The 13,790-nt window shown below is 61.4% G+C and carries 10 protein-coding genes; 9 read left to right on the top strand and 1 reads right to left on the bottom strand.

Translation table 11 applies throughout. The features are described from left to right. Positions 1–26: 26 nt before the first annotated feature. The 9 genes from nusA to A11A3_RS03305 all read left to right on the top strand — a co-directional run bounded on the left by nusA (position 27) and on the right by A11A3_RS03305 (position 11,545). Positions 27–1,535: a transcription termination factor NusA gene (gene nusA / locus A11A3_RS03345; protein WP_008927855.1), complete on the top strand. Its 1,509-nt coding sequence runs from the start codon at positions 27–29 to the stop codon at positions 1,533–1,535. 63 nt (positions 1,536–1,598) lie between these two features. Next, positions 1,599–4,289, top strand: coding sequence for a translation initiation factor IF-2 (gene infB / locus A11A3_RS03340; protein ID WP_008927854.1), 2,691 nt, complete (start codon positions 1,599–1,601; stop codon positions 4,287–4,289). 24 nt (positions 4,290–4,313) lie between these two features. Next, positions 4,314–4,724, top strand: coding sequence for a 30S ribosome-binding factor RbfA (gene rbfA, locus A11A3_RS03335; RefSeq protein WP_008927853.1), 411 nt, complete (start codon positions 4,314–4,316; stop codon positions 4,722–4,724). A gap of 15 nt (positions 4,725–4,739) precedes the next feature. Then, positions 4,740–5,666 (top strand): tRNA pseudouridine(55) synthase TruB, encoded by a 927-nt coding sequence (truB, locus tag A11A3_RS03330; protein WP_008927852.1) that lies wholly within the window; start codon positions 4,740–4,742, stop codon positions 5,664–5,666. 84 nt (positions 5,667–5,750) lie between these two features. Continuing rightward, entirely contained in the window at positions 5,751–6,020 is a 270-nt protein-coding gene (gene rpsO, locus A11A3_RS03325; protein ID WP_008927851.1) for a 30S ribosomal protein S15, read from the top strand. Positions 6,021–6,284: 264 nt separating this feature from the next. Next, positions 6,285–8,378, top strand: a complete 2,094-nt coding sequence (pnp, locus tag A11A3_RS03320; protein WP_008927850.1) for a polyribonucleotide nucleotidyltransferase — start codon at positions 6,285–6,287, stop codon at positions 8,376–8,378. 160 nt (positions 8,379–8,538) lie between these two features. After that, entirely contained in the window at positions 8,539–8,979 is a 441-nt protein-coding gene (locus A11A3_RS03315; RefSeq protein ID WP_008927849.1) for a MarR family winged helix-turn-helix transcriptional regulator, read from the top strand. Beyond that, positions 8,980–10,017 carry an HlyD family secretion protein gene (locus A11A3_RS03310; protein ID WP_157375289.1) on the top strand — a complete coding sequence of 346 codons (1,038 nt, stop codon included), beginning with the start codon at positions 8,980–8,982 and terminating at the stop codon, positions 10,015–10,017. It begins immediately after the preceding gene. Further along, positions 10,004–11,545 (top strand): DHA2 family efflux MFS transporter permease subunit, encoded by a 1,542-nt coding sequence (locus tag A11A3_RS03305; protein WP_008927847.1) that lies wholly within the window; start codon positions 10,004–10,006, stop codon positions 11,543–11,545. Before A11A3_RS03310 ends, A11A3_RS03305 begins: the two co-directional genes overlap by 14 nt. Before the next feature lie 61 nt (positions 11,546–11,606). Here A11A3_RS03305 and acs read toward each other — a convergent pair whose 3' ends face one another. Continuing rightward, entirely contained in the window at positions 11,607–13,544 is a 1,938-nt protein-coding gene (acs, locus tag A11A3_RS03300; RefSeq protein ID WP_008927846.1) for an acetate--CoA ligase, read from the bottom strand. Positions 13,545–13,790 lie beyond the last annotated feature (246 nt).

Raw genomic sequence — 13,790 nt, 5'->3', positions numbered from 1 at the left:
AACCTTGTCTTTGTAAAGGCCTGGCCATGAACAAAGAGATCCTGCTGGTAGCGGAAACCGTATCAAACGAGAAAGGTGTAAGCCGAGACGTTATTTTCGAGGCCATTGAACTGGCACTCGCGGCGGCCACCAAGAAACGCTTCAAGGAAGAAGACGTGGAAATCCGCGTGTCCATCGACCGGGTGTCCGGCGATTCGCGCACCTTCCGCGTCTGGCACGTGGTGCCCGATGAAGAACTGTATGAATTCGGCAAGCAGCTGACGCTGGACGAAGCCCACGAGCAGGATACCTCCCTGCAGATCGGTGACGTCTGGGAAGAAGAGATCGAATCCGAATCCTTCGGTCGTATTGCTGCGCAAACCGCCAAGCAGGTGATCGTGCAGAAGGTGCGCGAGGCCGAGCGCCGTCAGATTATTGAAGAATACCGTGATCGCATTGGTGATCTGGTGAGCGGCACCGTCAAGAAGGCCAACCGGGATTCCATCGTGCTGGACCTGGGCGGCAACGCGGAAGCGCTGATTACCCGCGAGCACATGATTCCCCGTGAATCGGTGCGCCAGAACGATCGTATCCGCGCCTATTTGTTGGGTGTGAACGAGGAAAACCGGGGTCCGCAGCTGTTTGCCAGCCGTGCCTGCCCGGAAATGCTGATCGAGCTGTTCAAGATTGAAGTGCCGGAGATCGGTGAAGAACTGATCGAGATCAAGGGCGCGGCCCGCGATCCGGGCTCACGCGCCAAGATCGCAGTGAAGACCAACGATCAGCGTATCGACCCGGTGGGTGCCTGCGTGGGCATGCGCGGTGCTCGCGTGCAGGCCGTCTCCAATGAGCTGGCCGGCGAGCGCATCGACATCGTGCTGTGGGACGATAACCCGGCCCAGCTGGTGATCAACGCCATGCAGCCGGCGGAAGTGGCTTCCATCGTCATGGACGAGGAAAGCCATGCCATGGATATCGCGGTGGAAGATGAATCCGCCCTGGCCCAGGCCATTGGCCGCAGTGGTCAGAACATCCGTCTGGCCTCCGAGCTGACCGGCTGGGAACTCAACGTCATGACCATCGATGACGCGGAGAACAAACAGCAGGAAGAGGCGGAACAGGCCCTGCAGACGTTCATGAACGAGCTGGACGTGGACGAGGATGTGGCCGGTGTACTGGTAGAGGAAGGTTTCTCGACCCTGGAAGAAGTGGCCTACGTGCCCGAGGAAGAGATGCTTGCCATCGAAGGTTTCGACGAAGAGATCGTTGAAGCCCTGCGCCAGCGCGCCAAGGATGCCCTGCTGACCAAGGCACTGGTATCCGAAGAACGATTCGAACAGTCCGAGCCTGCGGAAGACCTTCTCAACATGGAAGGCATGGACCGCGACTTGGCTGTGGAACTGGCTTCCCGTGGCATTGCCACCATGGAAGACCTCGCCGAACAGGCGGTGGATGACCTGCTAGAGATTGAAGGCCTGGATGAAGAGCGTGCGGCGCAACTGATCATGACCGCGCGGGCCCCCTGGTTCGAGAACGAAGACGAAGCCGGGGAATAACAGTCCGACCGGGCTGATTTAAGCAGGCACCATCAGAGACGCGGACAGGAGAGTGTTGCTGACATGGCAGAAACGACCGTAAAGAAACTGGCCGACATTGTGGGTACCCCCGTCGATAAGCTGCTGTTGCAGATGAAGGATGCGGGTTTGCCTCACGGTGATGCCGGTGAAGTGGTCTCCGACGAACAGAAGCAGCAGCTGCTGGCGCATCTGCGCAAGTCTCATGGTGCCCAGGACACGGAGTCCAAGAAGATCACGCTCAAGCGCAAATCCACCAGCACCATCAAGACCACGGGTGCGGCAGGCAAATCCAAGACCGTGAACGTGGAAGTGCGCAAGAAACGCACCTACGTGAAGCGTGAAGTGCTGGAAGCCGAGGAGCGCGAAGAGGCCGAACGCAAGGCCGCCGAAGAGGCTGCCCGTCTGGAAGAGGAAGCCAAGCGCCAGGCCGAGGAAGACGCCAGGCGTCAGGCCGAGGAAGAGGCTGCTCGCCAGAAGGAAGAGCAGGCCAAGGCCAAGGCCGAGGCGGAGCGCAAGGTTGCCGACGAGAAGGCCGCGGAAGAGAAATCCAAGCGCGTGTCCGTGCCCAAGACCGCGGCCGCCAAGAAGCCTGCCAAGGAAGAAACGCCGGAAGAGAAGGCCAAGCGCGAAGAAGCCGAACGCAAGCAGCGTGAAGCGGAAGACGCCAAGCGCAAGCAGGAAGCCGAGGCTCGCCAGAAAGCCGAAGAGGAAGCGGCCCGTCGTACGGCGGAAGAAGCCGCCCGCATTGCGGCGGAACTGGAGCAGCGTGGCGACCAGGACGAGAAGAAGTCCGACGAGGAAGAAGAGAAAGGCTCCTCTATCGTTGCCGCCGCCCAGGAAGCCAGCTACCAGCGTGAAGAGCGCCAGTCCCGTCGCCGTCGTCGCAAGCCCAAGGCTTCCGGCGTGGCCCACGGTCAGATGAAGAGCTCCATGAACAAGCAGCACGGCTTCAAGAGCCCCACGGAGAAAATGGTTTACGAAGTGGAAGTGCCGGAAACCATCACGGTTGGTGATCTGGCCCAGCGTATGAACATCAAGGCCAAGGAACTGATCAAGGCCATGATGAAGATGGGTGAAATGGCCACGGTGAATCAGCCCGTTGACCAGGAAACCGCGGTTCTGCTGGTTGAGGAGCTGGGTCACAAGGCCAAGCTGGTCAAGGGGCAGGAAGAAGCCCTGGAAGACAACCTGGCAGACATGGTCAGCCGTGAAAACGCCGACCAGGAAAACCGGGCGCCGGTGGTGACCATCATGGGCCACGTTGACCACGGCAAGACCTCCCTGCTGGATTACATCCGCAAGGCCAAGGTCGCCGCCGGCGAGGCCGGTGGCATTACCCAGCATATCGGTGCTTATCACGTTGAGCACGAGAAGGGCATGATCACCTTCCTGGATACCCCGGGGCACGCCGCCTTTACCGCCATGCGTGCCCGTGGTGCCAAGGCCACCGACATCGTGGTGATCGTGGTGGCCGCCGATGATGGCGTCATGCCGCAGACCGAAGAGGCGATCAACCACGCCAAGGCCTCCGGTGCGCCGATCATCATCGCCGTGAACAAGATCGACAAGGAGCAGGCCGACCCGGATCGGGTGCGTAACGAGCTGGCCGCCAAGGACGTGATCCCGGAAGAATGGGGTGGCGAGTACCAGTTCATCAATGTCTCTGCCCACAGCGGCCAGGGCGTTGACGACCTGCTGGACTCCATCCTGTTGCAGTCTGAACTGCTGGAACTGAAGGCTCCGGCTACGGGCCCGGCCACCGGTGTGGTGATCGAATCCCGTATCGAAAAAGGCCGCGGTACCGTGGCGTCCATCCTGATCCAGGGTGGTGAGCTGAATATCGGCGACATGCTGCTGGCCGGTGCCCACTTCGGTCGCGTGCGTGCCATGGTGGATGAAAACGGCCAGCCGATTAAGAAAGCCGGCCCGTCCATTCCGGTGGAAGTGCTGGGCCTGGATGGCGCACCGGAAGCCGGTGAGCAGGTACAGGTGGTGCCCGACGAGAAGAAAGCCCGCGAAGTGGCCGAATTCCGTCAGGAGCGTGACCGTGACCTCAAGCTCAAGCGTCAGCAGGCCTCCAAGCTGGAAAACCTGTTTGCCAACATGGGCAGCGCCGAGGCCAGCACCGTCAATATCGTGCTGAAAACCGACGTGCGTGGTTCCCTGGAAGCGCTCACCGGTGCCCTCAATGATCTGGGCACTGACGAAGTGAAGGTAAACCTGGTCTCCGCCGGCGTCGGTGCAATCAACGAGTCCGACGTCAACCTGGCCATGACCAGTGAAGGCGTGCTGCTGGGCTTCAACGTCCGTGCCGACTCCAAGGCCAAGAAACTGTGCGAGCAGGAAGGCATTGATCTGCGCTACTACAGCGTGATCTACGAGTTGATCGACGATGTGAAACAGGCCATGAGCGGTCTGCTGGCACCGGAGAAACGCGAAGAGATCCTGGGTACTGCCGAGGTGCGTGACGTGTTCCGTTCTTCCAAGTTCGGTGCCGTGGCCGGCTGTATGGTCATCGAGGGGACCCTCTACCGCAATCGCCCGATCCGCGTTCTGCGCGACGATGTGGTGGTCTTCGAAGGCGAGCTCGAGTCCCTGCGCCGCTTCAAGGACGATGTCCAGGAAGTGCGTAACGGCATGGAGTGTGGTATCGCCGTGAAGAGCTACAACGACGTGAAGGAAGGCGACAAGATCGAAGTCTTCGAAGTCAAAGAGGTGGCGCGCTCCCTGTAAGGGGCGCCCGCCAACGGACCTGTCATGAGTCGTCATCGCCGCCCACAGGGCTTCAACCGCACCGACCGCATTGCTGACCAGATTCAGCGTGAGCTGTCGCGGCTGTTGCAGTTCGAGCTCAAGGATCCGCGCGTGAACATGGCCAACGTGCAGGACGTGAAGGTCTCCCGTGACCTGTCCTTCGCCGATGTCTACTTCACCCTGCTGGGACAGGGGGCGGAAGAGGGCGCCCAGGCGGAAGAGGTTCTGACTGGCGCTGCCGGCTTTCTGCGCAGCGCCCTGGCCCAGACCCTCAATACCCGAACCACGCCGAAACTGCGCTTTCATTACGATGAAACCCCCGAGCGGGCCGCGCAGATTTCCCGGCTGATTGACGACGCCCGGGCGGAAGATAAAGAACTGCGCCCGGACAGCGACGATTCCACCAACGAGTAACGCGGAGAGTCTCACGTGGCAAAACGTCGCCGCAGAGGCCGTGATGTCAGCGGCATCCTGTTGCTGGACAAGGGTACCGGCGTAAGCAGTAACGGTGCCCTGCAGATGGCCAAGAAAATGTTTGCCGCCGCCAAGGCTGGCCACACCGGTAGCCTGGACCCGCTGGCCACCGGTATGTTGCCGATCTGCTTTGGCGAGGCCACCAAGTTTTCCCAGTTCCTGCTGGAATCCGACAAGAGCTACCGGGTGACCGCCAGGCTCGGTGTCATCACCGAGACCGGCGACGCGGATGGCGACGTGGTCAAGACCACCGAGGTAACGGCGACAGCGGCCCAGGTCGAAGAGGCCCTGATGTCGTTCATGGGCGATATCGAACAGATCCCGAGCATGTACTCGGCGATCAAGCACGAAGGCGTGCCGCTCTACAAACTGGCCCGGGAAGGCAAGACCGTGGAGCGCAAACCACGGCCGGTCACCATTTACGATATCCGTGTTTTGCGTATCGAAGGTGACGAGCTGGAATTCGAGGTGGATTGCTCCAAGGGCACCTATGTGCGCTCGCTGGTGGAAGACACCGGCGAAAAACTGGGCTGTGGCGGTCATGTCACCGCCCTGCGCCGCCTGTCGGCGGGGCCTTACCCGGCCGAGCGCATGCTGACGCTGGAGCAGCTTGGCGAGATCAAGGCCAACGGTGGTTTCGAGGCAATCGACGAACTGCTCTTGCCTTTATCCACCAGCGTGGCAGACTGGCCGCGCGTTGAATTGGGTGATAACGCTGCCTACTACCTGATGCAGGGGCAGGCGGTGATGACGTCAGACCGTCCGGCGGACGGCTGGGTCAGTATTTACCAGGCATCCAGTGGAGATTTTCTGGGTGTCGGTGAAGTGCTGGAAGACGGGCGTATTGCGCCGCGTCGACTGGTGACCGGCGAGAAACCTTAACCGTTTCAAGCCATTAGCGATGACGGCAGCTATAAATATGCGTGGCTGACCGTGACCTTTTATTGTGCATATTGGAGAAATACCATGGCGTTAACCGTCGAACAGAAAGCCGAGATCCTGAAAGAGCATGGTCGCAAAGAAGGCGATACCGGCTCCCCGGAAGTGCAAATTGCCCTGCTGAGCGCCAACATCAACGGCCTGCAGGACCACTTCAAGGGCCACAAGAAGGATCACCACAGCCGTCGTGGCCTGATCCGCATGGTAAACCAGCGCCGCAAGCTGCTGGACTACCTGGCCAAGAAAGACCGTACCCGTTACCTGCAGCTGATCGAAAAGCTGGGTCTGCGTCGCTAAGCGAGCGCAGATCGGGTAACCGCAACAGAAGCTCGGCTGTGCCGGGCTTTTGTTGTTTCTGGCGGCCGGAAATTTTGGCTGTCGTGGGGCTGCAAACGGTTGTGCTCTGAATAGGAAAACCGCCAGCAGGCTGGCTCCCACAGGGTTATCACCCAATTACCGGTTGGGCTGATACGCCTGCCGGGCTATGATGCCCGGGCAAAGAGAAGATGTTGTCAGAGGCACGGGCCTCGAAGATTGTCGTGAAGAGAGAAGAGACGAGATATGTTCAATAAAATTACCAAACAGATTCAGTACGGCCGTGACACGGTCACCCTGGAAACCGGGCAGATCGCCCGCCAGGCGACCGCCGCTGTCATGGTTCGCATCGGCGACACCGAAGTGCTGGTGACCGTGGTCGGCAAGAAAGAAGCGGATCCGAGCAAGAACTTTTTCCCCCTGACCGTTAACTATCAGGAAAAGACCTACGCCGCCGGCCGCATCCCGGGGGGGTTTCTCAAGCGCGAAGGCCGTCCCAGCGAGAAAGAGACTCTCACCTGCCGCCTGATTGATCGCCCCATTCGTCCGCTGTTCCCCAACGGCTTCATGAATGAAGTGCAGGTCGTGGCCACGGTCATGTCCACCGACAAGAACCGTGACCCGGATATTGCTGCCATGATCGGCACCTCCGCCGCTCTGGCGATTTCCGGCATCCCCTTCAATGGCCCGATTGGCGCTGCCCGCGTCGGCTTCAAGGATGGCATGTACATCCTTAACCCGAGCTACACCGAGCTGGCCGAATCCGCGCTGGATCTGGTGGTAGCCGGTACCGAGCCCGCCGTGCTGATGGTGGAATCCGAAGCCAAGGAGCTGTCCGAAGACCAGATGCTGGGTGCCGTACTGTTCGGTCACCAGGAAATGCAGCCGCTGATCCAGGGCATCAAGGAATTCGCCGTCGAAGTGGGCACCGAAACCTGGGACTGGCAGCCCGCCGCCCAGAACGAAACCCTGAAAGCCGCCATCAAGGAAAAATTCGAAGGCGCACTGGCCGAGGCCTACACCATCACCGAGAAGATGGCCCGTTATGCCAAGGTTGGCGAGCTGCGTGATGCCTGCGTGGAAGCCTTCGCCACCGGCGAAGAAGGCGCGCCGGAAGCCGGCGAAGTGAAAGAGCTGTTCGGCAAGATCGAAAAAGCCGTGGTCCGTGAGGCCGTGGTATCCGGCAAGCCGCGTATCGACGGCCGTGCGCTGGACGCCGTGCGTCCCATCGAAGCTCAGGTTGGCGTACTGGCCAAGACCCACGGTAGTGCCTTGTTCACCCGCGGTGAGACCCAGGCCATCGTGACCGCCACCCTGGGCGGCATGCGTGACGGCCAGTTCATTGACGCGCTGGAAGGCTCCCGTCAGGACCATTTCATGCTGCAGTACAACTTCCCCCCCTACTGTGTCGGTGAAACCGGCATGATCGGCTCGCCCAAGCGCCGCGAGATCGGCCACGGCCGTCTTGCTCGCCGTGGTGTGGAAGCGGTGGTACCCAACGAGAAAGATTTCCCCTACACCATCCGTGTGGTCTCCGAAATCACCGAGTCCAACGGTTCGTCCTCCATGGCGTCCGTATGTGGCACCTCCATGGCGCTGATGGACGCGGGTGTACCGCTGACCGCGCCGGTGGCCGGTATCGCCATGGGCCTGGTGAAGGAAGAAGACGGTCGCTTCGCGGTACTGTCCGACATCCTCGGCGATGAGGATCACCTGGGCGACATGGACTTCAAGGTGGCCGGTACCGCCCGTGGCGTAACGGCGCTGCAGATGGACATCAAGATCGAAGGTATCACCGAAGAGATCATGGAGAAGGCGCTGGATCAGGCCAATGCCGGCCGTATCCATATCCTCGGAGAAATGGCCAAGGCGATCACTGAATCCCGCAGCCAGGTATCCGACAACGCCCCGACCCTGATGACCCTGAAGATCAACCCGGACAAGATCCGCGACGTGATCGGCAAGGGCGGTGCCACCATCCGTGCGCTCACCGAAGAGACTGGCTGCACCATCGACATCGAAGACGATGGCAGCGTGAAGATCTACGGTGAAACCCGTGAGAAAGCCATGGACGCCGTGCGTCGCGTGGAAGAGATCACCGCCGAGGCGGAAGTGGGCACCATCTACGAAGGCAAGGTCACCCGGGTGGTGGACTTCGGCGCCTTTGTTGCCATTCTGCCGGGCACGGAGGGCCTGCTGCACATCTCCCAGATCGCTGAAGAGCGTGTGGAGAAGGTGTCCGACTACGTCAACGAAGGCGACATCATCAAGGTGAAAGTCCTGGATGTGGACCAGCGTGGCCGTATCAAGCTGTCCATGAAGGAAGCGAAAGAGGACTGATCCGGTTCTCTGTCCTGCTGAAAAAAGCCGGCGCAAGCCGGCTTTTTTTATGCCTTGAGAAACGTCGCTACAGCGAGCGCCCCATGGCAGGGAAGCCCCCCTCTGGACATTATCGTAAGGATGCTTATAATAAACAGACTAATTTATGGAAGAATCCGTCATGTCCAGTGAAACCACCGTCGGCTTTGCCTTGCACGATGTGGCCCGAATGATGCGCCGGGACTTTGATCGGCGTGCCCGCTCCGGTGGGCTGTCGCGGGCCCGCTGGCAGGTGCTCTGGCATCTGGCCAAGCATGAGGGCATTCACCAGGCGGCGCTGGCGGAACTGCTGGATGTGGCGCCCATCTCCCTGACCCGCCAGGTGGATAACCTGGAGCAGGAGGGGCTGGTGGAGCGCCGGCCGGACCCCAATGATCGCCGCCGCTTCTGTCTGTATTTGACCGAAGCCGCCCAGCCCGCCCTGGATCAGCTGCGGGCCCAGGCGGCGCATACGCGCAAGCGCGCCCTGGAAGGGCTCGCCAAAGACGATATTGATGCGCTGAAACGGATTCTCGACACCATGCGCAGCAATCTGTGTGATCGAAACAGCGAGGAACCCTGAGTGACCACTACCCAACGAAACCGTCGTCTTGGTATGGGGCTGGGCCTGATTGTGGCGCTGGCTGCCGTGTTGTGGATGCTGTTTGGCGGTCAGCGTTATATCAGCACCGAGAATGCCTATGTGAAGATCGACATGGTCTCGCTCACCGCCGATGTGAGCGGGCCGCTGGTGGCCGTCAACGTGGAGCGCAACCAGCCGGTGAGCCAGGGGCAGCTGCTGGCAGAGATCGATCCGCAGCCGTTTCGTATCGCCCTGGCCGAGGCCCGGGCGGACCTGGAGGCGGAAAAGAACCAGATCCTTTCCGACCGGGCCGACTACGCCCGGTTGCAGGCACAAAAAAGCCAGGCGCAACGGGATGTGGCCTATTACCAGCGTGAACTGACCCGTCTGAAGGGTCTGCGTCGGGATTCGGTATCCCGCTCGCAGCTGGATGATGCCCAGCAGAAACTGGACCAGGCCCGCTCCAGCCGCCAGGTACTGGACCAGCAGCTGGCCAGCCTCAAGGCCAAGCTGGCGGGAGGTCCGGATGTGCCGGTTACCGAGCACCCGGACTACCAGGCCGCCGAGGCAAAACTGGAAAAAGCCCAGTACAACTTGGCCCATACCCGTATCGTGGCGCCGACGGATGGCATCATCGGTGGCTCCACCCCCATGGTGGGTGAGCGTGTGGAAGCCGGTGTGCCTGCCTTTACCCTGGCCAAGAACCATGCGGTCTGGGTGGAAGCCAATCTCAAGGAAACCCAGCTGACCCGCGTGCGCGAGGGCCAGCAGGCCGAGGTGGAAGTGGATACCTACCCGGGCGTGACCTGGAAGGCCACGGTACAGAGCGTCAGCCCGGCTACCGGCGCCGAATACGCCCTGATCCCGCCGCAGAATGCCAGCGGCAACTGGGTGAAAGTGGTGCAGCGTATCCCGGTCAAACTGACGCTGCTGGATGCCGATGGCAAGCCGCCGCTGCGGGCCGGCATGAGCGCCGAAATCAGCATTGATACCGACTCCGGTAGCCAGGCACCGCGGACCGCCGATGCCTCGCATTAATGATCAGCGCCTGGTGATTGTCAGCACCATGCTGGCAACCATCATGCAGGCGATTGATACCACCATTGCCAATGTGGCGCTGCCGCACATGCAGGGCAGCCTGTCGGCCAGCAGCGACCAGATTACCTGGGTGCTGACTTCCTACATTGTGTCCGCCGCCATCATGACCCCGGCGGTGGGTTTTGTGGCCGGGCGTATTGGTCGCCGCCAGCTGTTTCTGTTTTCGGTGGCCGGCTTTACCGTGGCCTCCGGCCTGTGTGGCCTGTCCCAGTCGCTGGATGAAATGGTGTTGTTCCGGATTCTGCAGGGCGTGTTTGGTGCCTCGCTGGTGCCGCTGTCCCAGGCGGTGCTGCTGGACGGCTACCCGGTTCACAAGCACGGCCAGGCCATGGCCATCTGGGGCATGGGCGTGATGGTCGGTCCGATCCTGGGCCCGACCCTGGGCGGCTGGCTCACCGAGTGGTACAGCTGGCGCTGGGTGTTCTACATCAATCTGCCGTTCGGGCTGCTGGCCTTCGCCGGTATCTGGCTGAGCGTCAAGGAGACCGAGACCCGCAAGGTGCGTTTTGACGTACTCGGCTTTGCCCTGCTGGGCCTGGCCATCGGGGCGCTGCAACTGATGCTGGATCGCGGTGAGCAGGCCAAGTGGTTCGACAGTATCGAGATCCAGCTGGAGGCCCTGGTCGCGATGCTCTGCTTCTACCTTTTCGTGGTGCACTCGTTGACCCGCAAGGACCCGTTCGTGGATCTGGAGCTGTTCCGCGACCGCAACTTTGTTACCGGGCTGGTTTTCATCTTTGTGGTGGGCATCATCCTGCTGGCCACCATGGCCCTGTTGCCGCCGTTCTTGCAGCAGTGGAAGGATTATCCGGCGGTAACCACCGGGCTGGTACTGGCGCCGCGGGGTTTTGGCTCGCTGTTTTCCATGATGCTGGTGGGGCGGCTGATGCGCACCCGGCTGGACCCACGTCTGCCGGTGGTGGCTGGCCTTGGCTTTGTGACGGCCTCGCTGTACCTGATGACCGGGTTCACGCTGGAGGTGACCCAGGCGGAACTGGTGTGGACCGGGATTCTGCAGGGGCTGGGGTTGGGCCTGGTGTTCGTGCCGGCCAGTGCGCTGACCTACGCGACCCTGGCGCCGCGCCTGCGTACCGATGGCACAGCGCTGTTTTCCCTGTCACGGAATCTGGGCTCCAGTGTGGGCATTTCCATCATGACCGCCATGCTGACCCGCAACCTGTGGATCAACCAGCAACAGCTTGGCGAGCGCCTCAACCTGGGTGCGCTGGCCAGCCAGCATCTGCCCGGTGCCTCGGAGCTGGGCGGTCTGCCGGCTACGGTCTATCACACGGTGGCGGCCCAGGCCGCGGAGATCAGCTACGTGAACGATTTCCGGCTGCTGATGTGGATCAACCTGCTGGCCATTCCGTTGGTGTTCCTGCTCAAGAACACCAACAAGGCCCGGGCGGAAAGTGAAGAGACCGTGGCTGACCGGGCGCCGGCGGAACCGGCCGCCCCGGGCCGCTAGGCCGACGTCGAAGCAACAAAAAAGGGCAGCCATGGCTGCCCTTTTTCGTGGTCGCGGGTGGTTAGCGGTTGTGACGGCTGTCGATCAACTGATCAACCACTGCCGGGTCCGCCAGGGTTGAGGTGTCGCCCAGGCTGTCCAGTTCGTTGGCGGCAATCTTGCGCAGAATGCGGCGCATGATCTTGCCCGAACGGGTCTTGGGCAGGCCCGGTGCAAAGTGGATCAGGTCCGGTTTGGCGATCGGGCCGATCTCCTGGGTGACCAGCTCACGCAGTTCCTGGATCAGGGCGTCGCTGCCTTCCTTGCCGGCCATCAGGGACACATAGGCGTAAATGCCCTGGCCCTTCACGTCGTGCTGGTAGCCGACCACCGCCGCCTCGGAAATGCTCTCGTGCAAGACCAGGGCGGATTCGATTTCGGCGGTACCCAGGCGGTGACCGGAGACATTGAGCACGTCGTCCACGCGGCCGGTGATCCAGTAGTAGCCGTCTTCATCGCGGCGGGCGCCGTCGCCGGTGAAGTAGTAGCCCTTGTAGGCACTGAAATAGGTATCCAGCATGCGCTGGTGATCGCCGTAGACGGTGCGGATCTGGCTCGGCCAGCTGGCCTTGATCACCAGGTTGCCGGAGGCGGCGCCTTCCAGTTCATTACCGTCCGGGTCCATCAGTGCCGGCTGCACGCCGAACATGGGCAGGGTGGCGGAGCCGGGTTTCAGGTCCACGGCGCCGGGCAGGGGCGCAATCATGATGCCGCCGGTTTCGGTCTGCCACCAGGTATCAACGATCGGGCAGCGATGGTCGCCCACCACCCGGTGATACCATTCCCAGGCTTCCGGGTTGATCGGTTCGCCCACCGTGCCCAGCAGTTTCAGGCTGGCCCGGGAGGTTTTCGTCACCGGCTCGTCGCCCAGCCCCATGAGGGCACGGATGGCGGTGGGTGCGGTATAGAAGATGTTGATGTTGTGCTTGTCGACTACCTGCCAGCAGCGCGAGGCATCCGGGTAGGTGGGTACGCCCTCGAACATGACCGTGGTGGCGCCATTGGCCAGCGGCCCGTAGACGATATAGCTGTGGCCGGTGATCCAGCCCACATCGGCGGTACACCAGTAGATATCGCCCTCGTGATAGTCGAACACGTACTTGTGGGTGAGGGCGGCATTGAGCAGGTAGCCGGCGGTGGTATGCAGCACGCCCTTGGGCTTGCCGGTGGAGCCGGAAGTGTAAAGCGTAAAGAGCGGGTCTTCCGAGTCCACCCATTCCGGTTCGCAGTCGGCGCTGACCGCGGCAATGGCCTCGTGGTACCAGACATCGCGACCGTCCTGCCAGTCCACCTGGCCGCCGGTGCGCTGCACTACCAGGCAGGTATGCACCGCGTCGATGCCGGCCATGGCCTTGTCGGTATTCACTTTCAGCGGGATGGTCTTGCCGCCGCGCACGCCTTCATCGGCCGTAATCACGGCGCAGGCGCCGGCGTCCAGAATGCGGTCCTTGAGGGCTTCCGGCGAGAAGCCGCCGAACACCACCGAATGAATGGCGCCGATGCGGGCGCAGGCCAGCATGGCGTAGGCTGCTTCCGGGATCATCGGCATGTAGATCACCACCCGGTCGCCTTTCTTGACGCCGCGCTCGCGCAGCACATTGCCGAAGCGGCTGACCTGCTCGAACAGTTCCTGGTAGCTGATGTGCTTGTCCTGGTCCGGTTCGTCACCTTCCCAGATGATGGCGGTCTGGCTGGCGCGTTCCGGCAGGTGGCGGTCCACGCAGTTGTAGCAGGCGTTGAGCACGCCGCCCTGGAACCAGGCCGCACGGCCTTCCACAAAATCCCAGTCGCTGACCGTGTTCCAGGGTTGTTTCCAGTCGAGCAGTTCCTCTGCCCGTGCGGCCCAGAAACTGTCGGGATCGCTGATCGATTGCTGGTACCAGCGCTCGTAGGTGTCGCGGTCCATCAGGGCCTGTTGCTTGAAGTCGGCGGGAACGGGGTAAACATGGGGGTTGGACATTGGGCCTCCTTGGGATACTGCCTGCCGTTTTCTCATCATTATTGCCCGTGCTGTCAGTTCCCTGACATTCCACCATGGTCTAATGGGGTTTTACGGGAGAGTCCCTAGAGTAAACAAAGCGTTGAGTGCTGGCCAACGACAGTGGCATGAATTCATCGTTAATAATGAACGTTGGCGGGTCATGGCGCGCAGAGGGACAGAGCGATTCTGTGGGGGTGGGCTGCAAGCGATTTGCGTGAGTGCGGG

The sequence above is a fragment of the Alcanivorax hongdengensis A-11-3 genome, assembly GCF_000300995.1.
Taxonomy (GTDB): domain Bacteria; phylum Pseudomonadota; class Gammaproteobacteria; order Pseudomonadales; family Alcanivoracaceae; genus Alcanivorax; species Alcanivorax hongdengensis.
The sequence above is the reverse complement of the archived record's forward strand: the minus strand, read 5'-3'. Positions and strand labels throughout refer to the sequence as shown.

Excerpts from the sequence above, each read along its gene's own strand:
- nusA (WP_008927855.1), top strand. The coding sequence starts at position 27 with ATGAACAAAGAGATCCTGCTGGTAGCGGAAACCGTATCAAACGAGAAA.
- infB (WP_008927854.1), top strand. The coding sequence starts at position 1,599 with ATGGCAGAAACGACCGTAAAGAAACTGGCCGACATTGTGGGTACCCCC.
- rbfA (WP_008927853.1), top strand. The coding sequence starts at position 4,314 with ATGAGTCGTCATCGCCGCCCACAGGGCTTCAACCGCACCGACCGCATT.
- rpsO (WP_008927851.1), top strand. The coding sequence starts at position 5,751 with ATGGCGTTAACCGTCGAACAGAAAGCCGAGATCCTGAAAGAGCATGGT.
- pnp (WP_008927850.1), top strand. The coding sequence starts at position 6,285 with ATGTTCAATAAAATTACCAAACAGATTCAGTACGGCCGTGACACGGTC.
- A11A3_RS03315 (WP_008927849.1), top strand. The coding sequence starts at position 8,539 with ATGTCCAGTGAAACCACCGTCGGCTTTGCCTTGCACGATGTGGCCCGA.
- A11A3_RS03305 (WP_008927847.1), top strand. The coding sequence starts at position 10,004 with ATGCCTCGCATTAATGATCAGCGCCTGGTGATTGTCAGCACCATGCTG.
- acs (WP_008927846.1), bottom strand. The coding sequence starts at position 13,544 with ATGTCCAACCCCCATGTTTACCCCGTTCCCGCCGACTTCAAGCAACAG.